The organism is Kitasatospora sp. NPDC036755 (assembly GCF_040636595.1).
Classification (GTDB): domain Bacteria; phylum Actinomycetota; class Actinomycetes; order Streptomycetales; family Streptomycetaceae; genus Kitasatospora.
In genome coordinates this window covers 1-22,821 of record NZ_JBEZUT010000127.1, presented here as the reverse complement: position 1 = coordinate 22,821, position 22,821 = coordinate 1, and the positions used below count along the sequence as shown (strand labels likewise).

Sequence of the window (22,821 nt, the reverse complement as noted above, 5' to 3'; positions counted from 1 at the left end):
AGCGGCAGCGGCTCCCCGCGCGGGGCGGGCGGGATCGGTTCGGCGCCCGCGGTGTCGGCCGGCCGGTCGAGCAGCGGGGCGAGGGCGGCGACGGTGCGGGCGGTGAAGACGTCCCGCAGGGTGAGCCGCACGCCGAGCCGTTCGGCGACCCGGGACAGGGTGCAGGCGGCGAGGACGGAGTCGCCGCCGAGGTCGAAGAAGTCGTCCTCGGCGCCGACCGCGTCGAGGCCGAGGACCTCGGCCCAGACGGCGGCCAGGGCCTGTTCGCCGCCGGTGCGCGGGGCGAGCCGCCCGGCGGTGTTCTGCCGGGCGGGCGCGGGCAGCGCCCGCTGGTCGATCTTGAGCTGCGGGGTGAGCGGGAACTCGGGCAGCACGACGACGGTGGCGGGCACCAGGTGGGCGGGCAGTGCGGCGGCCAGGGCGGTGCGCAGTTCGGCCGGGTCGGGGGCGGCCCCCGGGTCGGCGGGTGTGGCGTAGCCGATCAGCCGGACGTGGCCCGGCTCGTCCTCGCGGACCACCACGACGGCCTGGTCGACGGCCGGGTGGGCGCGCAGCGCGGCCTCGATCTCGCCGGGCTCGATGCGGAAGCCGCGCACCTTGAGCTGCCGGTCGAGCCGGCCGAGGAACTCCAGTTCCCCGTCGGCGTTGCGGCGGGCGCGGTCGCCGGTGCGGTAGAGCCGGGCTCCGGGCGGGCCGAAGGGGTCGGCGACGAAGCGCCCGGCGGTCAGTCCGGGGCGGCCGAGGTAGCCGCGGGCGACGCCCTCGCCGCCGAGGTACAGCTCGCCGTCGGTGCCGGGCGGCTGGGGCCGCATCCGCTCGTCGAGCACGTGGACCCGGGCGTGCGGCAGGGCGTCGCCGATGGTGGGCGACCCGGTGCCGGCGGCGAGCGGGCCGGTCCAGGTGGCGACGATGGTGGCCTCGGTCGGGCCGTAGGAGTTGATCATGCGTCGGCCGGGTGCCCAGCGGTCGACCAGTTCGGCGGAGCAGGCCTCGGCGCCGACGATCAGGGTGCGCAGGTGGCGGCCCGCACCGGCGGGGACGGTGGCCAGGGCGGCGGGCGGGATCAGGGTGTGGGTGATCCGGTGGTCGTCCAGGACGGCGGCGAGCTCCTCGCCCAGCCAGGGGCCGTGCGGCGGGATCACCAGGGTGGCGCCGGTGAGGACGGAGACGAACAGCTCCAGGACGGAGGCGTCGAAGCTGGGCGAGGAGAACTGGAGCACCCGGTCGCCGGGCCCGACGGCGTAGTTCTCGACGGCGGCCGCGGTGAACCCGGCGATCCCGCGGTGGGTGACGACCACGCCCTTGGGCGTGCCGGTGGAGCCCGAGGTGTAGATCACGTACGCCGGGTGGTCGAGGCCGGCCGTCTCCCCCTGCTCACCCGGCCCGGCCGGCTCCGCGGCCGTCTCCAGGGCCTCGCGGACGGCGGCCGGGTCGTCCAGCACGACGACCGGGTCGGCGTCGGCGAGCATCAGCGCCCGCCGCTCGGCGGGGTAGCCCGGGTCCACCGGCAGGAAGGCCGCGCCCGCCCGGGCGACGGCCAGTTCGGCGGCGACCAGTTCCATCGAGCGGGGCAGGGCCAGCGCGACCGTCCGCTCCGGGCCGGCGCCGTGCCGGCGCAGCGCGCGGGCCAGCCGGTCGACGCGCTCCGCCAGGTCCCGGTACGTCCAGGTGCGGCGGCCGTCGGTGAGCGCGGGCGCGTGCGGGGTGCGGGCCGCCTGGGCGGTGAACAGCGCGTCGAGGGTCCGGGGGGCGGCCCCCGGGGCTCGGGTGGTGCCGCCGGTCTGCGGTGGAACGGTCGGGCGCAGGGGCTGGGCAGGCCGGTCGGCCATGGCGGAAGGTCCTTCCGATGGGGGCGACGACGAGGGCACCGGGGCAGGCGGTAGCCGCCCCTCGGGCCCGGGGAACGGTGCTGGGGTGGTGCGGGGTGTACGGCGGGGCCGGCCGGTTCAGTCGGAGGCGGCCCGGCGGGCGGTGCGTCCGGAGACCTGCACCCGGTCGATCCGGCCGGTGGCCGGGTCCCGGTGGAAGCGCCCGCCGGGCTCGGGGTGGCCGGTGTCGGGGGCGATCAGGTCGAAGGAGAGGTCGGCGTGGCAGCGCAGCGGGATCGGCAGGTCGCCGTCCACGGAGAGGGTGGCGGGTGCGTCGCCGGCCGGTTCGACCCGGTAGCGGATCGTGCCGTTGCGGTACTCGCCCGCGCACCGGGCGACGGTGGCCGGTCCGGCGAGCGGCACGGGTGCCCCCGCGCCCACCGGTTCGATCGCGGCGGGCACCCGCAGCCCGGCGAACTCCTCCAGTTCGGCCGCGAGTTCGCGCCAGAGCGCGGTGGCGGCGCCGGCGTTGCCGGTGAAGGCGACCACGGCGCCGGTCTCCGGGTCGGCCCGCAGGTGGCAGGAGGTGCCCATGGCGTTGCCGTCGTGGCCGTACCAGTGCCGGCCGTCCTGGCGGTAGAGCGCCGTTCCGGCGCCCCAGCCGTCCGCGAGTGCCCCGGGCCGGGCCGCGGGCTCCGGGCGGCGCATCAGCTCGGCGACCTCCGGGGGCAGCACCTTGGCCCGGCCGGCCAGGGCGGCGCCGAGTGCGGCGAGGTCGGCGGCGCTGGCCAGCAGCGCGCCGGCCGGGGCTTCGAGTGGGGCCAGGTTCTGCCGTACGGCGCGGGCCCGGCCGGTCGCGGCGTTGAGCGCGTGTCCGGCGGCGACCGGCCGCCCGGGGGCGGTCGTGTCGACGAAGACCGCTCCGGTGCCGAGGGGTTCGAGCAGCAGGGTGCTCACCGCCTCGTGCCAGTCCATGCCGGTCACCGTCTCGACCAGGCGGCCGGCGGCGACGTAGCCGGCGTTGGAGTAGGAGAAGTCGGTGCCGGGCGGGAAGAGCGCGTCCGCGGCGGTGCAGACGGCGGTCAGGTAGCGCGTCGCGGTGGTGCGGGCGGCGGCGTCGGAGTCCGGTCCGGTGGGCAGTCCGCCGGTGTGGCTCAGCAGATGACGAATCGTTACTTCAGGCAGCTGTCTCAGCTCCGGTAGGTGCTCGGCGGCCGGTTCGTCCAGGTCGAGGTCGCCGTCGTCGGCGAGCAGCATCACCAGGGCCGCCGTGTAGGGCTTGGTGAGCGATCCCACCGGGACGGCGGTGTCCTCGGTGAAGGGTGCCCCGGTACCGGTGTCGGCCACGCCGGTGTGCAGGGCGAGGGTCTCCGCGCCGGTGTCCAGCACCAGCTGGGCACCGGGCACCCGGTGGACGCGTGCGAGGGTGTCGAGCCGGTGCTGCAGTTCACCGCGCAGGAGGAGCGGCGCCCGCTCGCGAGTGGGCGCCGGGCTGGCGTACGGCATGACGGAAGCTCCCGTTGACTGGTTCTCGGGTGCGGGCGCGCCGGGCGCCCGCGGTGGAATTGCGGATTGGGGTGCGGCACAGCGGGAATTCCCGGTCCACGGTGCCGTGCGCTCCGGCCGGCGGCGCCTGCTTCAGGACGCGCGGGAACGCCCGGAATCCGCGCAGGGCGGACCGGCGGCGCCGCGCCGCACCCGGGAAGCGGAATCCCCGAGTGCCCGTCGCGGAGCGCCGCACCGGCTCTCCCGGAGCCGTTCCGCGGCCGCACCGACGTGTCCCGACCGGACGGTACGAATGCGACCGGAAAACCTGCCGAACGATGAACGGCGGACCGGCGCGCGGTGAACCGCGAACGGCCGAATACCCTACCCGGCCGGAACGTTCGAACAGAAAACCGTACCCCGCCGGCCGGCCGCTCTCCCGGTCGCCACCTGCGCAATGGCCGTCCCCGGCATGTCCATCCCCCTTATTGGCGATCCGTCCCCGTGCCCCTCGCGCGGAACGCGCCGACGCGGCCGAGGAGCCGCACAATCCATGCCGCCCCGAACGCCCGGACGACGAACGCACATCAGTCTTCACGGCGGGTCAGCCGCTCGCAACCCCTTCCGATTGAACGGAAAGCGACCCCGTCGGTAATCGGAACCCCAAAATCCCAGGTGCGACTCTTGCCCGCACCCGAAGGAGCCGATCACGGGCGCGAATTCTTTGGCTGAAAATATCAGGTTCAGATCTCACCAGTCACTCGAACAATCATTCGCAGCAATAGGCGAGTGAATTCCCGGACCGCTGTGACGGATGTGCCGGAATGCGACGGAATCAATCGGGTGGGTCAGGAGTGACACCGCCCGGGCCACCCAGCAGCCCCAGGGCCGCGTCCACGAGCCGGCCGGGAGCCGGAGCGACGTCCAGCGCGGCACCCCGCTCGTCCGCCCCCAGCGGTTCGAGCACGGCGAGCTGCGAGTCCAGCAGCGACTCCGGCATGAAGTGGCCCCGGCGCCCGCCGATCCGCTCCGCCAGCAGGGCGCGACCGCCCGTCAGGTGCAGGAAGAAAGGGTCCCGGCCGCCCTCCCGCAGGGTGTCCCGGTAGCTCCGCTTCAGCGCGGAGCAGGTGACCACCCCGCCGCTGCCCGCCGCCTCCCGTTCGCCCAGCCACTCCCCGATGGCCCGCAGCCAGGGCTGCCGCCGCTCGTCGTCCAGCGGGACGCCGGCCGCCATCCGGGCGATGGAGTCCGGCCGGTGGAAGTCGTCCCCGTCCGCGAACGGCACCCCGAGCCGCTCCGCGAGCAGCCGGGCCACCGTGGACTTGCCCGTGCCGGCCACCCCCATGACCACGACGTACGGGAGGCCGCGCCCACCGCCGCGCCCACCGCCGGGGTCCATCGGCGCGCCTACCGCTCGCGCGGCGCCGGCCCGCGCGAGCCCGCCGGGTACTCCTCCAGCGGGACGTCGCCCCGCTCCCAGCCGGTCAGCACGGGTTCGAGCACCCGCCAGGCCTCCTCGGCCTCGTCGCCGCGGATGGACAGCGCCGGATCCCCGTTGAGCACGTCCAACAGCAGCCGGCCGTACGCGGGCAGGTCCTGCGGCTCCATCCGCGCGGTCAGCGAGAGCGGGGCGAGCTCGTGGGCGTGGGCGCCGATGCCGGTCAGGTCCAGCGCCAGCCCCTCCGGCTCCAGCTCGAACCTCAGCACGTTGGGCCGGGCCTCCCCGCTGTGGCCGAACGGCAGGACGGGCACCGGGCGGAAGCGCACCGCGACCTCCTTGCGGTCCTCGCCCAGGGCCTTGCCGCTGCGCAGCCGGAACCTCGTCCCGGCCCACCGCCGGCTGTCCAGCTCCAGTTCCACCTCGGCGAAGGTCTCCGTCCGGCGCTCCGGATCCACCCCCTCCTCCTCGGCGTAGGCGGGCACCTCGCGGTCCCCGATCCGGCCGGGCAGGTAGCGGGCCCGCCGGGTGCGCCGCACCACGTCCCGCCCGGTCAGCGGCCGCACCGAGCGCAGCACGTCGACCTTCCGGTCCCTCAGGTCCCGCTCGCCGAGGGTGACCGGCGGCTCCATGGCCACCAGGCAGAGCAGTTGCAGCAGGTGGTTCTGGACCATGTCCTTGAGCGCCCCGACGTGGTCGTAGTACCCGGCCCGCCCCTCCAGGGCCAGCGTCTCGTCCCAGACGATGTCCACCCGGTCGATGTGGGTGCTGTTCCAGATCGGCTCCAGCACCCGGTTGGCCAGCCGGCTGCCGAGCACGTTCTGGACGGTCGTCATGGCCAGGAAGTGGTCCACCCGGAACACCGCCCGCTCCGGCACCAGGTCGGCGAGCAGCCGGTTCAGCTCCCGCGCCCCGGCCAGGTCCTCGCCGAACGGCTTCTCCAGGACGATCCGGCTGCCGGCCGGCAGGCCCGCCGCGTGCAGGGCGGTGATCACCCGCGGGAACAGCGCCGGCGGGAGCGCGAGGTAGACGGCCACCGGCCCCTCCCCGGCGACGACCGCGGCGACGTCGGCCGGGTCGGTGACGTCGGCCCGCCGGTAGTCCAGCGCGGCCACCAACGCCTCCCGGGCCGCGGCCGGGAGCTCGCCGCCGTGCCGGTCGAGCCGGGTCGCGGCCCACCTCCGGTACTGCTCGGTGCCCAGGTCCTCCCGGCTTGCCCCGGTCACCCGCAGCGAGTCGCCGACCTGCCCGGCCGCGCGCAGCGCGGCCAGCGCCGGCAGCAGGAAGCGGGCGCTGAGGTCCCCGGTCGCGCCGAGGATCGCGAGCCGGTCGATCATCGCCGACCACCCGACCCGGGGCCCGCCGCCGACCCCGCCGATCCCGCACCCGCCACCCTCGCCCGGCCCAGGCTGACGCCGCCGGCGATGATCCCGATGTGGCTGAAGGCCTGGGGGAAGTTGCCCATGAACTCTCCGGTGGACGGGTCGATCTGCTCCGACATCAGCCCCAGCGGGCTCGCCCGGGAGCACAGCGAGGCGTACAGCTCCTCGGCCTCGTCGAGCCGGCCCTGGCCGACCAGGTTCTCGACCAGCCAGAAGCTGCACAGGACGAAGGCGCCCTCGTCGCCCGGCAGGCCGTCCGGGGACTCCTCGTGCAGGTAGCGGTAGAGCAGTCCGCCGCCGGCCGACAGCCGCTCGGCCACGGCCGCCGCGGTCGCCACCATCCGCGGGTGGTCGAACGGCACCACCCGGCGCAGCGGGAGCGCGAGCAGGCTCGCGTCCAGCGCGCCGCCGCCGTCCAGATGGACGCTGAGGGTCTTGGCGTCCTCGTCCCAGGACTGCTCCAGGATCAGCCGGCGCAGCTCCTCGGCGGACGCGCGCCAGCGCTCCGTCCCGGCGGGCCGGCCGAGCCGCTCGGCGATCCGCGCGGCCCGGTCCAGCGCCACCTGGCACAGGCCCGCCGAGTAGGTGAACACCCGGCCCTCGCTGCGCACCTCCCAGATGCCCTGGTCCGGCTGCCGCCAGGCCTGTCCGGCGGTGTCGGCCAGCCTGGCCAGGCCGGCCCAGAGCGCGGGCTGGATCTCGCCGCCGGCCAGCAGCCACTGGTCGGCGCAGTCCAGGATCTCGCCGTAGACGTCGTGCTGGCGCTGGTCGGCCGCGCCGTTGCCCCAGCGCACCGGGGCGGAGCCCCGGTAGCCCTCCAGTTCGCCGTCCTCGACCTCCTCCGGCACCGGGCCGCCCCGCAGGTCGTACATGATCCGCGGTCCCCGGCTGGCCTCGAAGGCGTCCAGGACCCAGCCGAGGAAGGCGTCGGCCTCGCCGCGGAAACCGATCCGGCGCAGCGCGAACACGGCGAAGGCCGCGTCGCGGATCCAGCTGTAGCGGTAGTCCCAGTTGCGGATCCCGCCGATCGGCGCGGGCAGCGAGGAGGTGGGGGCCGCGACCAGCGAGCCGTTGGCCCAGTCGTCGCAGAGCTTCAGGGTGATCGCGGCCCGCCGCACCAGCGGCTCCCCGGGGCCGTCGTACGAGAAGTGCCCCATCCAGCGGCGCCAGGCCTCGGCGGTGCCCCTCAGGGTCGCGTCGGCGTCGAAGCGGTGGTGCCGGTGGAAGCGGCCCCAGGACAGCACGAGGTCCAGGCGTTCGCCCTGGCGCAGCTCGTGGGTGCCGTGCAGGCCGGTCAGCGGGCGGTTGGAGCGCAGGTGCAGGCGCAGGTCCGGGCGCCGGTTCGGCCGCACCTCCAGCCCGCTGAACAGGGCCCTGGTCTGCGCGCCGCCGCGCGGCTCAAGCTCCGCCCGCAGCCGGACGGTGCCGTCCAGCACCACGGCCGAGCGCACCAGTTCGCCGCGGTCGGCCGGGGCGTCGTCGGTGAGGTCGGCGCCGGAGCGCAGGGTCAGCGCGTCGGTGACGCGCACCAGGCCGGTGGGGCCGCGCAGTTCGGTGGTCAGGACACCGGTGTCCGGCTCGTAGCGCTGCCGGGCCTCCCGCAGGTCCTCCGGCGCGAGGGTGAAGTGCCCGCCCCTGGCGTGGTCCAGCAGGCCGCAGAACAGCGGTTCGGAGTCGAACCGGGGCAGGCACATCCACGGGATGGCGCCGTCCGGGCCGACCAGGGCGGCGGTCGCGCCGTTCCCGATCAGGCCGAGGTCCTCCAGCGGCGGGTAGCCCTGTCGCCGGCGGACCGGCCGGAACGGTGGATCGGGGTCGTACATGCCGCCTCGCTTCCGCAGCCTTCCTGTCCCCGCACGGCCACGGGGTACGGACCGGTGCGGATCCCGCCCCTCCGGGCGGCCGGCGGCCGGCGACCGGCCGCGCGCCCGACGGCTCCCACGTTCCCGGGGATCGGGCCGCCGCGCGATCCGGCCGCTCCCGGCAGCGGTGCATTCCGGTGAAAAAACGCGCGCGCCCTGCCCCGGGGCGCCGCGGGCGGGGCTGCTAGGGTCCGAGCGCTACGAGCGCGTACGAGCGACGGTGGAGGTCCCCATGGTGGGCAAGGACACGGAGCGGGCCTTCATCGGGTCGTTCACCTCGGCGGGCGGGCGCGGGATCGTCCTGGCCTCGCTGGATCCGGACACCGGGGCGCTGACCGCCACCGGCGCGGTCGACGCCGTCGACCCGTCCTACCTCGCGCTCGGGCAGGCCCCGGGCGGCCCGGTGCTCTACGCGGTCTCCGAGACCGCGCCGGGCGCCGTCACCGCCTACGACGTCGCCGGGGCGGTGCCCCGCCCGCTCGGCGCCCCCGTGCCGGTGGACGGGGACGACCCCACCCACCTGAGCCTCACCCGGGGCCACCTGCTGACGGCCAACTACGGCTCCGGCAGCGTCAGCGTGCTGCCGCTCGCCGCCGACGGCGCCCCGCAGGCCCCGAGCGGCGTGCTGCGCCACCGGGGCAGCGGGCCGGACCGGGACCGCCAGCGCGGCCCGCACGCCCACCAGGTGCTCCCCGACCCGTCGGGGCGCTGGGTGCTCGGCGTCGACCTCGGCACCGACTCGGTGCGGATCTGCGCCCTGGACCCGGCGACGGGCGAACTGACCGTCCACGCGGAGACCACGCTGCCGCCCGGCACCGGGCCCCGGCACCTCGCCTTCCACCCCTCCGGCCGCCACGTCTACGTGCTCGGCGAACTGCGCCCGGTCGTGACGGTCTGCCGCTGGGACGCCGAGACCGGGGCGCTCGAAGCGGTCGCGGAGGCTCCGCTGTTCCCCGACGGCGTCGAGGAGCCGGCCTCGCCGTCGGCTCCCGTGGTCTCCCCCGACGGCCGGTTCCTGTGGGTGGCGGTGCGCGGCACCGACTCCATCGTGGTGCTCGCCCTCGACCCGACGGGCGATCGGGGGAGCGCGGTCGCCTCGGTGCCCTGCGGGGGCCACGGGCCCCGCGACCTGGTGCTGGGCCCCACGGGCACCCGGCTGTACGTGGCCAACAAGCGTTCGGGCGACGTCACCTGGTTCGATGTGGACGCCGCGACGGGCACCCCCCGCCGGGCGGGCTCGCTGGCCGTCCCGTCGGCGTCCACCGTCGTCTTCGTCTGACCCGTCCGGATCGTGCGGCCCGTGCGACGGCGGCGGGCCCGGGCCGCTCACTCCTGCGGGTCGCGGACCACCACGACCGGCACGGTGGCGTGCCGGGTGCAGTGCTGGGCCACCGAGCCCAGCAGCATCCCCGCGAAGCCCCCGAGGCCCCGGCTGCCGACCACCAGCAGGTCCGCCCCCCGGGAGGCCTCGACCAGCGACCCGGCCGGGGAGCCGTAGCGCGCCTCGGTGCGAACCTCGACCGGCGGGTCGTCCCCCACGGCCTCCCGGACGGCCCGCTCGGCCTCCTGGCGCGCCCGGCCCTCCAGTGCCGCCTCGTCGGTGGCCGCCGGGGGGAACCAGCCGCGCGCGCCGTGGTAGGTCGGGTACTCCCAGGCGATCACCGCCAGCACGGCGCCGCCGGTGAGCTCCGCCTGGCGCACCGCCCAGCGCAGCGCCCGCTCGGACGGCTCCGAGCCGTCCACCCCGACCACGATGCGGCCCTTGCCCTCAGACCGGTCGGCCATGTCTCCTCCTCGACTCGACGGCGGCGGAGGATCGCACCGGTCGGTGGTCCGCCGTCACCGGCTCGGTGTCCAGCCTGGTACCGACCCCGCCGGGTGCGCAGTCCGGCTGGTCCGGGCGGGTGCGCCCGCCGCGGCCGCGGCGCCGCGGGCCGGGTCGACCGACACGCGGGCCCCGGGCCGGCGGCGCGGCTCGGGGCCCTCTGAGTCCGGAGGGGGATCAGCCGTCGTTCTCCGGCGACGGCAGGTAGGCGCCGGGCACGTCGTCGGGCGCGAGGATGGTGTTCTCACCCGGGTACGGCGTGGTCCAGCCGTGCGTCTGGTACCAGACCAGGTGTTCCATCTGCGCCGGGTTGGCGTGGTCCGGGACGGCGTTCGGGCCGGTCAGCCGCTGCCGCGACTTCCAGGTGTCCCACTGGGCCGCGACGGCCTGCCGCTCCGCCGGCGGCGCGGCGGCGGCCGGTGCCGCCGCCGCCCGCAGGTCCTGCTGCCCGGGCACGTCGAGGCCGCAGGAGGGCGGCGTCTTGAGGCCGTCGGTCAGCGGGGTCCGGTTGGGCACCGCGTCGTACGGGGTGTAGTCCGGGCGGTCGGTGAAGGCCCCGGTCATCGGGCTGGCCGCGCTGTCCTTCTGGTTCATCGGGTGGATGCCGAGGATCTGCTCGATGGTGCGGATCATGGTGATCTGCGAGTAGTAGCGGCTGTCCACAGCGCCGTGCTGCGCCCAGGGGCTGATGATCTGGATCGGGGCGCGGTGGCCGTCCACGTGGTCGAGGCCCGCCTGGGAGTCGTCCTCGACGACGAAGATCGCCGAGTCCTTCCAGTACTCGCTGTGGGTGATCTCGTCGACGATCCGCCCGGTGGCGAGGTCGTTGTCGGCGACCTGGGCGGCCGGGCCCGCCGCGCCTCCGGTGTGGTCGCTGGACAGCCACAGCATGTTGAGGTCGGCCGGGCCGTTGCGCTCGAAGTCCTGCTTCCAGATCTGGTACCGGTACAGGTCGGGCACGTCGGTGTCGAACTTCGGGAAGCCGGGCACCGAGACGCTGTTGAGCGAGGGGATCGGCGAGGAGGACTTGAGCGCGTAGGCGCTGCCCTGACCGGTCTCGTCCATGGCCTTGGCGTCGCAGTACAGGTTCTGCCAGGTGGCGTCGGCGGGCTTGTCCAGGAACTGGTGGAACTCGCCGAAGTCGCGTACGGACCGGCCCGCCGCCTGCGCGCCCGTCCACAGGAAGCCGGAGCGCTGGTGGCCCAGGCCGTCGTCCTCGGTGTCGTAGCTGCGCTCGTACTCGCCGGCCGAGGACTCGGTGTACTCCGGGTTGTCGGCCTGCATCAGCCAGTTGTGGCCCTCGGCGGAGTTGGTGCCGATGTCGTAGGTGTTGTCGTAGAGCCCGAACTGCTCGGCCAGCGCGTGCTGGTTGGGCGTCACGTCGGCGCCGAACTGGGCGAGCTTCGGGTCGCCGTTGCCCTGGGGCAGGTCCCCGAAGAGCTGGTCGTAGGTCCGGTTCTCCTTGACGATCAGGAAGACGTGCTTGATCGGCGACGGGTCGCCGATCCGCTTGGGCACCGGCTCGGCCTTCGCCTTGTGACCGTTGGCGAGCTTGACCGCGTTGTTCGTCCAGCCGTTCTGCCGGAACACTCCGGCCGTCCGGGAGCGGATCTCCTTGTCGCTCGGGAGCGTGAAGGAGGTGAGGCTGGAGGTGGTGTCGTGGGTCTTGTGGGCGCCGGTGCTGTTCGGCCGACGGGCGTCGATGCCACGGGTGTTGGAGACGATCACCTTGGAGCCGACGGTGGCGACCTCGGCCGGGAAGTAGTCCGTGGGCAGCAGGCCGACGTAGCTCACCGGCTGCTGCGCGCCGGAGAAGCGGTAGACCGCCACCGCGTTGGCCCGGCCGAGGGTGACGAGCAGCCGGCCGTCCTCGGTGAGCGTGATCGCGGTGGGCTCGTAGCCGACGGAGGCCTCCGGCCACGGCTTGGTGGAAACGGTCTGGACGACCTTGTCGTGCGCGGTGTCGATCACCGACACCTCGTCACCGGCGGTGTCCGCGACGAACACCACCCCGTCCTTGGCGTACAGCGCCGTCGGGTGCAGGCCGACGGCGACGGTGCCGACGGCGGCGGACGGGTCCGCGAGGTCGATCACGCTGACGGTGCCGGTGGTGGTGGCGGCGGTCACCGGGTCGGCCGGCACCTGGGTGCCGTAGGAGTTGATCGTGGTGTCGCCGGCGGTGGCCGCCCGTCCGCCCTCGTTGGAGACGTACAGCTTCCCGCCGACCCGGACGACGCCGCGCGGGGCGTTGCCGACCGTCCAGCTCTGCCGGACCGCGCCGGTCGCCGCGTCGATCGCGACCACCCGGTTCTGCCCGTTGACGGCCGCGTACACCGTGGAGCCGTCGGCGGAGAACACCGCGCCGGAGGCCAGCGCGTGCTTGTCCCCGTCGGCGGGGATCGGCACCGCCACCGGCTTGGCCAGCGTGCCGTCGGGCTGCACGGTGAACCGGGTGTAGCCGTCGAGCTGGCCCAGCCACAGCTGCTTGCCGTCCGGGGAGTAGACCGGGGACTCCTGGCCGACCGAGCCGTTGGGGATGCGCAGCTCGTCCGCCTTGTTGGTGCCGACGCGCTGCCGCACCTTGCCGGTCTTCAGGTCCACCACGACCAGCGCCGAGTCGCCGTCGGTGACGGCGGCGGCCAGGTGGGTGCCGTCGGGGCTGACGGCGGAGCCCATGATCTTGCCGTTGTCGATGACCTGCCGGTCGCCGTACGGGGCGAGGTACTGGTCGCTGGAGATCACCAGGCCGTCGGCGGTGGTCTCGCCGACCCGCTCGGTGCCGAACTGCTGGGTGCTCGCGAAAGCCGTGCCGGTGGCCACGGCCACCGCCGTGACGCAGGCGGTGGCGAGTGCGACCCGGCGGCCCACCCGGCGGCCCAGGAGGAGCACGTGATCGTTCCGGCTGCGTCGACGACGCGTTACCTGCATGGCGTCAGCCCTTCGTTGAATCCGTCGTACCGGTGGGGGAAGCGAGCAGCCCGACCTGACCGTCGAACTGCCACAGCGGGTTCGGCGCGTCCCCGGTCGGGGTGTGCACCAGGAAGTAGCCGTTCACTTCCTTCGGGCCGTCGCCGTCGGCCATCAGCCGTCCGTCGGAGGCCACGTCGAGCTGGTAGACCGCCGTACCGGGGGCGTCCGTGCCGGGCAGGTGCCAGGTGACCACGCAGCGCCAGTCGTTGCCGGGCCCCTCCGGGTCGACCTGGCCGTCGCCGCGCCGGCAGTCCGCGGTGGCCCGCAGGTCGGCCTCCGTCACGGCGGGGCGGTGCAGCTGCTCGGTCTGCAGCCGGTAGAGGTGCGCGAACACGGTGGCGACCTCCCGCTGCACCTTCTCCTGGGTGATCCCGGAACCGGTCGAGGGGGTGGCCGCCGCGATGGCGCCGGTGGTCAGCGCGAGCAGTGCGGCCAGCGGCAGCACGCCGTGGGAGAGCGTGCGGCGCCCCACCCCGTCCTCGCTGCCGGTGGTGAAGTCCCGCCGGACGAAGAGCCGGTACGCGGCCGCGGTGGCGGCCGCCGCCCAGAGCAGGCCGACCGTGACGGCGACCAGCAGTTCGCCGGTCCGCGCCGGGGCGGCGAACAGCCCGTTCCAGGAGACGAAGGCGTAGCCGGGCAGCGCGAGGCGCAGCGCCACCGGCAGCGGCAGCACCTGGGCGAGCTGCATCGCGACCGCCGCCAGCGCGGGGACCAGCAGCCCCATCGGCGAGCGGCCCAGCAGGACGGAGCCGAGCAGGCCGAGCGCCGCCAGCGCCAGGGTCGGCGCCAGCGCGCAGACCCAGGCGAGCAGGACGCTCCCGGCCGCGTCCGAGGCCGACAGCAGGTGCCCGTCCACACCGACCAGCGGTCGGTCGCCGACCGCCGCCAGCCCGCCGACCGTGCCGGACACCGCCAGTCCGGCCACCAGCAGCCCGATCACGGTGACGGCGGCCAGGGCCTTCGCCGCGAAGATCCGCCGCGGCGAGCGGACCGTCACCAGCAGGTGGCGCCAGGTCCCGAGCCGGTCCTCGGCGGCGAACACGTCGCCCGCGACCACCGAGGTCAGCAGGGGCAGCGCCCAGGAGCCGGCGAAGCCCAGCACCACCAGCGGGCCGGCCCAGCCGGTGGCGTGCATCCAGCGGCCGAACAGGGTGTCGGAAGGCAGCGTGCCCTGCTGGGCGACGGCGGCCGTGAACAGCCCCGGCGCGATCCAGCAGGCCAGCAGCAGCCCTCTGGTCCGCCACTGTGCGAGCAGTTTCACCAGCTCGAAGCGGTACACCCGGCCGACCGGCACGGGGCGCGTCCCGGGTCCGGGGGCGGTGGCGGCCGCGGCCCGTCCGGCCGTGATCGTGGTCATCGCTCCTCCTCCTGCTCGGTCAGGGCCAGGAACGCCGCTTCCAGGGGCGGGATGACCGGGGCGACCTCGCGCACCCGGACGTCCGCGCGCACCAGGGCCGCCACCAGGTCCTCGACGGCCGGGCCGCAGGCGCGCACCACCAGCGCCCCGGCCGTGCGTCCCGGCCCGGCCGGGACGCGCACCCCGGCGACCCCTTCGGCCACCCGCCGGGCGGCCACCGGGTCGGAGGTGAGCAGCCGGTGGTCGAGCTCGCGGCCGGGCGCGGCCAGTTCGTCGAGCGGGCCGGAGAAGCGGACCCGTCCGGTGGCCAGGATGGTGACCTCGTCGCAGAGCGCCTCCAGGTCGTCCATCCGGTGGCTGGACAGCACCACCGTCACGCCGTCGGCGGCGAGCCGGCGCAGCGCCGCGTGCACGTGCTGCTTGCCGGCCGGGTCCAGGCCGTTGGAGGGCTCGTCGAGCACCAGCAGCCGGGGTTCGGTGAGCAGCGCGGCGGCCAGTCCGAGCCGCTGGCGCATGCCGAGCGAGAAGCCCCGCACCCGGTCGTCGGCGACCTCGCGGAGCCCGACCTCGGCCAGCACCTCGTCGATCCGGCCGGCCGGGCCGTCCTGCCCGCGCAGCGCGGCGAGGGCGGCCAGGTTCTTCCGGGCGGTCAGCGACGGGTAGAGCCCGGGCCCGTCGACGAAGCCGGCCACGCCGTGCGGCGCGGGCCGGGCCCGGCCGACCGGTCGGCCCAGGACCTCCAGTTCGCCGTCGTCGGCGACGGCCAGTCCGAGCAGCAGGCCGAGCAGCGTGGTCTTCCCGGCGCCGTTGGGCCCGGCCAGTCCGTGGATCCGCCCGGGTGCCAGCTCCAGGGCGATGTCGTCGAGTGCGACGACGTCCCCGAAACACTTCGTCACTGCCCGTGCGCGTACGGCGGGTTGAGTTTCCTTCATGGCTCCTTCTCGCGGTTCCCCAGGGAACCTAGGGGGTTGACCGGTCGCCGTCAGGAGCGCCCGGTTGAACTCCGTCGGAACAGCGGCGGCCCACCCTGTGACGGTCCTGCGATCGCTTCGGGCGCATCGAGTGGAAAGGTCAACATGAAAACGGATATCGTTTCGCCAGGTGGAGGCGGCCCGATCCGCCGGGGTCCGCGCCGAAGCGGTTGCGGAGCTTGATGAACATGACAAACATTGGCAGAAGGCGAAGCCTCGAATGCGCACGGACACGGTGGGAGTCGGGATGCGAGTGGACGCCGCCCTGGCCGGAACCTGGGTGGACCGCTGGGAACGCCAGCAGGAGCGGTACGCGGTGGAACGCGAGGAGCGGTTCACCGTCATCGCCGACGTGCTGGAACAGACCGTCGGCCACCGCGGGCGCCCGCTCGTCGCCGACCTCGGCAGCGGCCCCGGCTCACTGTCGGCCCGGGTCGCCGCCCGCCTGCCGCACGCCGAGATCCTCGCCGTCGACATCGACCCGCTGCTGCTCGCCCTCGGCCGCGCCCGGCACCCCGAGATCGCCCGCTGGGTCGAGACCCTGATCGGCCGGCCGGGCTGGATCGGGAAGCTGGGCCTCGACCGCCCGCTGGACGCCGTGGTCTCCACCACCGCGCTGCACTACCCGCCGCCGGACGCCCTGCTCGGGATCTACCGCGACCTCGCCGCCGCACTGCGGCCCGGCGGCGTCCTGGTCAACGGCGACCACCTGATCCCCGAGGACCGCCCGCTCGCCGAACTCGCCCTCGCCATCGGCCGGTGCCGCGCCCGGCGCAGCGGCACCGACGACGCCGAGGACTGGTCCCAGTGGTGGGCCGCGGCCGGACGCGTCCCCGAGTTCGCCGACCTGCTGACGGCCCGCGAACGCCAACTGCCCCCCACCGACGGCGCCGGCAACGGCCTGTCCGCGGCCCGGCACTGCGAACTGCTGCGGGAGGCCGGCTTCCGCCAGGCCGGACCGGTGTGGCAGTACGGCACCAGCTCCGTCCTGGTCGCCCTGCGCTGACCTCGCCCGGAAGCCCATCCGGAACGGCCGCGTCCGCACGGGCACAGTCTTTGCTATGGCGTGACAGAAAGCGCCCTGTCGATCGCACAGGGAAACGGTTACGGTTTCCCTCGGTCGCCGACGCCCCTGCCGCCCCCACCCTCACGCCGACACCCCACCGAGAGCTGGTTTCGCATGCGGCCCTTACCGCTGTATCTCGAACCGCGAATGGAGACCCCGCTCCGATCCCTCCTGGAGGAACACGACCTCCTGCACACCCTGTCCGACGCCCTCGGGTCCCCGCTCAACCTGCTCCTGCCCGAGCAGATCGCCGACAACCTGGCCCGCTTCCAGGCCGTCTACCGCAAGCACCACCTCGCCGGCCGGATCCACTTCGCCCACAAGGCGAACCGCTCCAGCGCCCTCGTGCGCCGGCTCGCCGCCACCGACGCCGGACTGGACGTCGCCTCGCTCGCCGAACTCCAGCACGTGCTCGGGGCCGGCTGCCCGCCCGAGCGGATCATGGCGACCGGCCCGAAGACCCGCGAGTACCTCTGGCTGGCGGCCCGCACCGGCGCCGCCATCCACCTGGACTCCCCCGCCGAACTCGACGAGCTGGCCGACCTGGTGCGCGAGCACGCCCTGCCCCGGGTGCGGGTCCTGCCCCGGCTGTCCGGCTTCAAGGCCCCCGGGGTCACCCTGCTCTCCCGGCCCAGCCGCTTCGGCACCGACCTCGGCGAACTCACCGGGCTGCTCGACGCGTTGGAGCGCCACCGGGACGCCGTGGAGACCACCGGCGTGGCCTACCACCTGGACACCACCGGCATCGCGGAGAAGGCCGTCGCCCTGGAGACCTGCATCGCGGTGATGAACGAGTGCCGCCGCCGGGGCCTGCAACCGCGCACCATCGACATCGGCGGCGGCTTCGGGGTCAGCTACCTGGCCGACGCCGCCCAGTGGGAGCGGTACACCACCGAACTGGCCGACGCCGTCCTGGGCCGCCGGCCCGCCCTCACCTGGCAGGGCCACGGCTACGGGCTGCGCGCCGAGTCCGGCCGGCTGCGCGGCGCCCTCGGCCTCTACCCGGCGCACCGCCCGGTGGCCGCCGAAGCCTACCTGGACGAGCTGCTCTCCCACCCCGCGCCCACCCTCGGACGGCCGCTCGGCACCCTGCTGCTGGAGAACCTCTACGAGCTGGCGGTGGAGCCCGGCCGGGCCCTGGCCGACCAGTGCGGGGCCACCCTCGCCCGCGTCCTGGAGGTCCGGCACACCCCGGCCGGCGAGCGCCTCGTCCGGCTGGAGATGAACGCCCGGGACGTGGGCCTGGAGGAGCACGGCGTCCTGATGGACCCGGTCCTCGTCCCCCGGCCCGGCGCGCCCGGCGCCGGAGACGCAGCCCCGGACGAACCCGTCGGGGTCTACCTCATCGGCAACCTCTGCCTGGAGACCGACCTGATCACCCGCCGGACGGTCTTCCTGCCCCGCCTGCCCGCCCCCGGCGACCTGCTCGCCTTCGCCAACACCGCGGGCTACCTGATGGACTTCAGCGCCGGCGGGGCACTGCGCCAGCCCGTCGCGCGCAAGGTCGCCGCCTACCGGCAGGACGGCACCTGGCGGTGGCGCCTGGACGAGCAGTACTGGCCCGTCGACGTGACGGCGGCCGCGGCACACCGGGGGAACGGACACGCATGAGGTACGACAGCATCACCGACGCGATCGGCAACACCCCGCTGGTCCGGATCGACCCGGCGGTCACCGGCCTGCGGCACATCGACCTGTACGCCAAGCTGGAGATGCTCAACCCGTTCGGCTCGGTCAAGGACCGTGCCGCCTGGAACATGACCCGCGAGGCGCTGCCCGCCGCCGTCGAACGCGGCGACACCCTCGTGGAACTCTCCAGCGGCAACACCGCCAAGGCGCTCGCCCTGATCGCCGGCCTGCACGGGCTGCCGTTCAAGAGCGTCACCAACCGGATGAAGGTCCCCGAGATCAAGGACCTGCTGCTGCTCCTGGGCGCCGAGATCGAGGAACTGCCCGGCCGCACCGAGTGCCTCGACCCGACCGACACCGACGACCCGCTCACCCGGATCCACCGGATGCTCTCCGAGGCCGACTCCGGCTACCTGCACACCGACCAGTACTACAGCCGCCTCAACCTGGACGCCCACCTCACCGGCACCGGGCCGGAGATCCTCCGGGACCTCGACGGCCGCGCCCCGGACCACTTCATCGCCTGCATCGGCACCGCCGGATCCTCCACCGGCGTGGCGGCCGCGCTGCGCGCCCACGACCCGGCCGTCGAGGTGCTCGGACTGGTCGCCCACAAGTCCGACTTCATCCCCGGCATCCGCACCATCGACGAGGTGCACGAGGTCGGGCTGTTCGACCCCGACACCTACGACGGCATCGCGTCCGTCACCGCCGACCAGGCCATCGACGGCATGCTCACCCTGGCCCGCCGCTGCGCCCTGCCCGCCGGCCCCACCGGAGGCGGCGCCTTCTTCGGCGCGCTGCGCCACCTGCGCCCCGTCGACGAGGAGTTGGCGCGGCGGGGCACCGGCGAGCGGCACACCGCCGTGTTCATCGTCTGCGACCGGATCGAGAGCTACCTGAGCTACGTCCGCCGGCGGCGGCCCGAACTGTTCAACCAGCCCGCCCGGCCGAACTCGGTGGGCACGGTCACGCCGACCGAGCTGTCCGCCGCCCGGGTCGTCGAGGTCGACGCCGCGCGCAAGTGGATCGCCGAGGAGCGGCCGCTGGTCGTCGACCTGCGCGGCGGGTTCGCCTACGCCGCGCTGCACATCGAGGGCTCGATCAACATCGTCGACGAACTCTTCGACGAACTCCTGCACGGCGGCCTGCCGTTCGGCACCCACCAGCCGGTGCTGCTGGCCTGCCCGGTCGGCGAGAAGTCCGCCCGGTACGCGGCACTGCTCACCCGGATGGGACACCGGGACGCGCGCAGCCTGGCCGGCGGCATCATCGCCTGGCGCGACGCGGGCGCCCCGCTGGTCCGGGACTGAGCGGGGGCCGGCCGTGACCACCCTCGACGCGCTCCGGGACTGGCACCGCGGGCTGCGCGCCCAGTTCCCCCTCATCACCGGCCACCCGGACCAGGCCTACCTGGACAGCGCGGCCACCTCGCAGAAGCCCCGGGCCGTGCTCGACACCGTCCAGCGCTACCTGACCACCGCCAACGCCAACGCCGGCCGCGGCACCTACACCTGGGCCAACGCCACCACCGCCCTGGTCGAACGCACCCGCGCCCGGGTCGCCCGCTTCCTCGGCGACCCGGAACCGCTGCGGCGCTCCGGCGTCCACTTCACCAGCGGCGCCACCGAGGGACTGCGCGCGGTGGCCCGGGACTGGCTCCCCCACCACCTGCGGGACGGCGACGAGATCATCGTGCCGTTCGCCGACCACCAGGCCAACGCCCTGCCCTGGCTGGAGGCGCAGCAGCTGCTGGCCCGCCAGGGCGTGCGCGTCACGGTGCGCGAACTGCCGTACGACCCGGCCTCGCGGGACTACGACCACGTCGCGCTCGCCGGACTCGTCACCGAGCGCACGGCGTTCGTCGCCGCCACCCACGTCCACCACGTGTACGGCGCCGACATGAACGTCCACCGCATCCGGGCCGCGGTCGGGCCCGAGGTGCCGATCTGCCTGGACGCCGCCCAGAGCGTCGGTCACCTCCCGGTGGACGTCACCGCGCTGGACGTCGACTTCGTGGCCTTCTCCGGCCACAAGGCGATGGGCCTGCCCGGCACCGGCGCGGTGTGGGCCCGCAACACCCGGGGCCCGGCCTTCACCCCCGGCGGCTGGGCCGGCACCCCCAACACCTGCGGCATCGCCGGCCTGGAGACCGCCCTGGACTGGCTCGACGCCGCCGGGACGGACCGCATCCGGCGGTGGAACACCGCCCTCGCCGCCCGGCTCACCGACGGACTGCGGACCCTGGACGCGTACGAGGTGCTCGGCTGCCGGCTGAGCCTGGCCGCCGACTCCGAGGTCCAGCAGCGCGAGGGCATCGTCACCTTCCGGCACCGCGGGATCGGCTCCAACGACCTGGGCTTCGTGCTCGCCAGCCACGGCCTGCTGGTGCGCTCCGACGGCCACTGCCAGGCGCGGGCCGGCGAGAGCGAGAGCTCGGTACGGGTGAGCCTGCACGTCTACAACAGCCCGGAGGAGGTCGACAGGCTGCTCTCCGTCCTGCGTTCGCTGTAGCGGCCGGAGCCGGGGCCGGGTCCGGCCCGGGCGTCCCCGAACGCCGCCGGTCGCCGAGGGGCCGTCACATCCGCTGGAGGTTGCGCACCAGTCCGGTCATCTTCGGCGACGGGGCGACGTTGAGCTCCCGCTGCAGGAACGAACGGTAGTGCTGGTAGGAGCGCAGCGCGCTGGCGAGGTTCCCCTCGGCGAGGTGCACCTCGACCACGATCCGGTGCGCCGTCTCCCGGACCGGGTCGATGGCGATCGCCGCCAGCGCGGTCTGCAGGGCCGACAAGTAGCGCTCGGCATCGCACAGTTGATGCGCCAGGCCCTCCAGGGCGTAGAGCCGCAGCTGGTCCCACCGCTCGCGCTCCAGGGTCAGCCACTCCTCCTCCCAGCCCGGCAGCAGCTCGGCGGCCAGCTCGTCCACGAGGTCGTCGCAGCTGACGGGCAGCCGGTCGAGCCCGGCGACGACCCGTTGCGCCGAGCAGCGCGCGGCACGCAGGTCCACCCGGACCGCCGGAGCGAGCCGCAGCCACTGCCCCGACGCCTCGACCGGGATGGCCCGGCCGCGCCGCCTGGCGTGGTAGAGGGCGGTGCGCAGGTTCGCGGCCGCCCGGCGCTGGGTGCAGTCCGGCCAGAGCCGTTCGGCGGCCGTGCCGCGCTGGACGCCGTCGTCGTGCAGGGCGAGGAAGGCCAACAGGTGCTCCGCGCTCACCGGGAGGGAGACCCTGCGTCCCGCGTCGGTGGCCTCGAAGCCCCGCAGCAGTTCGATGCTCGGGCCGTCCCACGACACACTCCCACTCTGCCGTGCCGCGCCGACCCCCGCACCCGTTCGGGCGCGCACCGGTTGCGGCCGGGGCCCGTCACGGCCGTGTCCGTCCGGCCCCGGACCGCCGTCACCCGGACGTCGTACGGACGTTGCGGCGGCGTCGCGGTGACGCCTCGGCGGCGTCACGGCCGTCGTCGCCGACCGTCACGGCCACGGCCCCCGGCCGGCCGCCGACACCCTAATGGGCCGCCGCCGAACGGGTGTTGGCGGAGGTGCCGATCCACCGCGGGAACCCGGGCCGATCGGCCGACCGGCGGACGGTCACCGTGCGTGCACCACCCGGCCCGTGGCACCGACGCCGGCCGGGACGGCTCCGCCACGCGGACGCGACGCCCCCGCGACGGCACCCACCCGCCGGCGGTGACGCTCCCCGGCACACGCGCGCGACGGCCGGCCCGTTGACTGGCACCACCTGCCGCCCGGTGGAGCGCACCCGACGCCCCGCCCGACACCGGAAGGGGGATGCCGCATGAAGGCCCGATCGGTCCTGCGCGACGTCCGCGCCCCCGAGGACGAGCTCCTCGGCGACCCGGAGGTGTGCATCGCCGTCCTGGACGGTCCGGTCGACCTGTCGCACCCCTGCTTCGACGGCGCCGACCTCACCCGGCTGGACACGCTCGTCACCGAACCGGCCGGCCCCGGCCCGATGTCGCTGCACGGCACCCTGGTCGCGAGCCTGCTCTTCGGCCGACCCGGCAGCCCGGTGACCGGGCTCGCGCCGCGGTGCCGCGGCCTGGTCCTGCCGGTCTTCACGGACGCGGGCGAGGGACGGGTACCCCAACTCGACCTGGCCCGGGCCGTCGAACGCGCCGTGCAGGAGGGCGCCCACGTCATCAACATCAGCGGTGGCGAGGCCGGCCAGGACGTCCAGCCGGACCCGGTGCTGGAGCACGCGCTGCGGCTGTGCGACGAGAGCGGGGTCCTGGTGGTCGCGGCCGTCGGCAACGACGGCTGCGACTGCGCCCAGGTGCCGGCCGCCGTCCCGACGGTGCTCGCCGTCGGCGCGGCCGGCCCCGACGGCGAACCGCTGGACATCAGCAACTGGGGCTCCGCGTACGCCGGCCACGGCCTGCTCGCCCCCGGGCTCGATGTCGAGGGCGCCGCCCCGGGCGGGGGCGGCGCCACCCTGACCGGCAGCAGCTTCGCCACACCACTGGTGTCCGGGGTCGCCGCCCTGCTGGTCGCCGCGCAGGTACGGGCGGGCGCCCCGCCCGACCCGAGGGCGGCCGGCCGGGCCCTGCTGCGGGGCGCGCGCTCCGTGCCCTGCGCCCCCGCCGACGCGCCCGAGTGCCGGCGCCGGCTGGTCGGTCACCTGGACGCGGCCCACGCGTACGAGCTGATCACCCGACGAGACCTGACCGCGCCTCCGGCCGGCGCCGCGACCACGGCGGACGCCGCCCGCCGCGCCACCCTCTCCCCCGAGGTCGGGGTCGCCACGGCCGGCGCTCCCGCACTGCTCGGGACCTCCCCTTACGACTCGCACGAGGGAGCCAGCACCATGGACACCCAGAGCGTTCCCGTCGCCACCACAGAGGCCGATCCCACCGCCCCGACCGCACCACCGGCCCCCGCCGCCCAGGCCGCGCCGGCCCCGCAGGGCGCGCCGTACGACGCCGTTCCCCAGGCCGGCGCCGCCGCCGGGGTGACGGGCGTCACCGCCGCGAGCGCGCAGCCCGCGGTCCCCGGACACGTCCCGCCGC

General features: G+C 75.1%; 16 protein-coding genes. 6 read left to right on the top strand and 10 right to left on the bottom strand.

From position 1 onward, the window contains the following. The 5 genes from AB0E96_RS20235 to AB0E96_RS20215 all read right to left on the bottom strand — a co-directional run. Window positions 1-1,829: non-ribosomal peptide synthetase (locus AB0E96_RS20235; protein ID WP_359825437.1), on the bottom strand; the 1,829-nt coding region annotated here is incomplete at its 3' end. A 117-nt stretch (window positions 1,830-1,946) separates the two neighbouring features. Further along, entirely contained in the window at window positions 1,947-3,314 is a 1,368-nt protein-coding gene (locus AB0E96_RS20230; protein WP_359825435.1) for a serine hydrolase domain-containing protein, read from the bottom strand. Between the two features lie 814 nt (window positions 3,315-4,128). Further along, window positions 4,129-4,692 carry a gluconokinase gene (locus tag AB0E96_RS20225; protein WP_359825433.1) on the bottom strand — a complete coding sequence of 188 codons (564 nt, stop codon included), beginning with the start codon at window positions 4,690-4,692 and terminating at the stop codon, window positions 4,129-4,131. An 8-nt stretch (window positions 4,693-4,700) separates the two neighbouring features. Beyond that, window positions 4,701-6,068 carry a glucose-6-phosphate dehydrogenase gene (locus tag AB0E96_RS20220; protein ID WP_359825430.1) on the bottom strand — a complete coding sequence of 456 codons (1,368 nt, stop codon included), beginning with the start codon at window positions 6,066-6,068 and terminating at the stop codon, window positions 4,701-4,703. Beyond that, a complete protein-coding gene (locus AB0E96_RS20215) occupies window positions 6,065-7,936 on the bottom strand; it encodes a glycoside hydrolase family 15 protein (protein ID WP_359825428.1) in 1,872 nt (623 codons plus the stop codon). The genes AB0E96_RS20220 and AB0E96_RS20215 overlap by 4 nt, the downstream gene beginning before the upstream one ends. Window positions 7,937-8,207: 271 nt before the next feature. Here AB0E96_RS20215 and AB0E96_RS20210 point away from each other — a divergent pair, with 271 nt between their 5' ends. Further along, window positions 8,208-9,254 (top strand): lactonase family protein, encoded by a 1,047-nt coding sequence (locus tag AB0E96_RS20210; protein ID WP_359825424.1) that lies wholly within the window; start codon window positions 8,208-8,210, stop codon window positions 9,252-9,254. Between the two features lie 47 nt (window positions 9,255-9,301). On the opposite strand, the gene AB0E96_RS20205 is transcribed toward AB0E96_RS20210, so the two are convergent. From AB0E96_RS20205 to AB0E96_RS20190, 4 genes are all read right to left on the bottom strand, one after another. Continuing rightward, window positions 9,302-9,760 carry a universal stress protein gene (locus AB0E96_RS20205; protein ID WP_359825422.1) on the bottom strand — a complete coding sequence of 153 codons (459 nt, stop codon included), beginning with the start codon at window positions 9,758-9,760 and terminating at the stop codon, window positions 9,302-9,304. Between the two features lie 217 nt (window positions 9,761-9,977). After that, entirely contained in the window at window positions 9,978-12,728 is a 2,751-nt protein-coding gene (locus tag AB0E96_RS20200) for a bifunctional YncE family protein/alkaline phosphatase family protein (protein WP_359825420.1), read from the bottom strand. Between the two features lie 4 nt (window positions 12,729-12,732). Further along, window positions 12,733-14,127 carry an ABC transporter permease gene (locus AB0E96_RS20195; protein WP_359825417.1) on the bottom strand — a complete coding sequence of 465 codons (1,395 nt, stop codon included), beginning with the start codon at window positions 14,125-14,127 and terminating at the stop codon, window positions 12,733-12,735. After that, window positions 14,124-15,059: an ABC transporter ATP-binding protein gene (locus AB0E96_RS20190; RefSeq protein WP_359825415.1), complete on the bottom strand. Its 936-nt coding sequence runs from the start codon at window positions 15,057-15,059 to the stop codon at window positions 14,124-14,126. Before AB0E96_RS20190 ends, AB0E96_RS20195 begins: the two co-directional genes overlap by 4 nt. A gap of 286 nt (window positions 15,060-15,345) precedes the next feature. Here AB0E96_RS20190 and AB0E96_RS20185 point away from each other — a divergent pair, with 286 nt between their 5' ends. The 4 genes from AB0E96_RS20185 (at window position 15,346) to AB0E96_RS20170 (ending at window position 20,307) form a co-directional block, all read left to right on the top strand. Then, window positions 15,346-16,104 (top strand): class I SAM-dependent methyltransferase, encoded by a 759-nt coding sequence (locus AB0E96_RS20185; protein WP_359825412.1) that lies wholly within the window; start codon window positions 15,346-15,348, stop codon window positions 16,102-16,104. 174 nt (window positions 16,105-16,278) lie between these two features. Next, window positions 16,279-17,775 (top strand): Y4yA family PLP-dependent enzyme, encoded by a 1,497-nt coding sequence (locus tag AB0E96_RS20180; RefSeq protein ID WP_359825409.1) that lies wholly within the window; start codon window positions 16,279-16,281, stop codon window positions 17,773-17,775. Beyond that, window positions 17,772-19,106, top strand: a complete 1,335-nt coding sequence (locus AB0E96_RS20175) for a pyridoxal-phosphate dependent enzyme (RefSeq protein ID WP_359825407.1) — start codon at window positions 17,772-17,774, stop codon at window positions 19,104-19,106. The genes AB0E96_RS20180 and AB0E96_RS20175 overlap by 4 nt, the downstream gene beginning before the upstream one ends. Window positions 19,107-19,119: 13 nt before the next feature. Continuing rightward, window positions 19,120-20,307, top strand: coding sequence for an aminotransferase class V-fold PLP-dependent enzyme (locus tag AB0E96_RS20170; RefSeq protein WP_359825404.1), 1,188 nt, complete (start codon window positions 19,120-19,122; stop codon window positions 20,305-20,307). A gap of 64 nt (window positions 20,308-20,371) precedes the next feature. On the opposite strand, the gene AB0E96_RS20165 is transcribed toward AB0E96_RS20170, so the two are convergent. Further along, window positions 20,372-21,085, bottom strand: a complete 714-nt coding sequence (locus tag AB0E96_RS20165) for a BTAD domain-containing putative transcriptional regulator (RefSeq protein ID WP_359825402.1) — start codon at window positions 21,083-21,085, stop codon at window positions 20,372-20,374. Between the two features lie 505 nt (window positions 21,086-21,590). On the opposite strand from AB0E96_RS20165, the gene AB0E96_RS20160 reads away from it, so the two are divergent. Next, the coding region (locus AB0E96_RS20160; protein WP_359825399.1) for a S8 family serine peptidase at window positions 21,591-22,821 on the top strand (1,231 nt) is incomplete at its 3' end.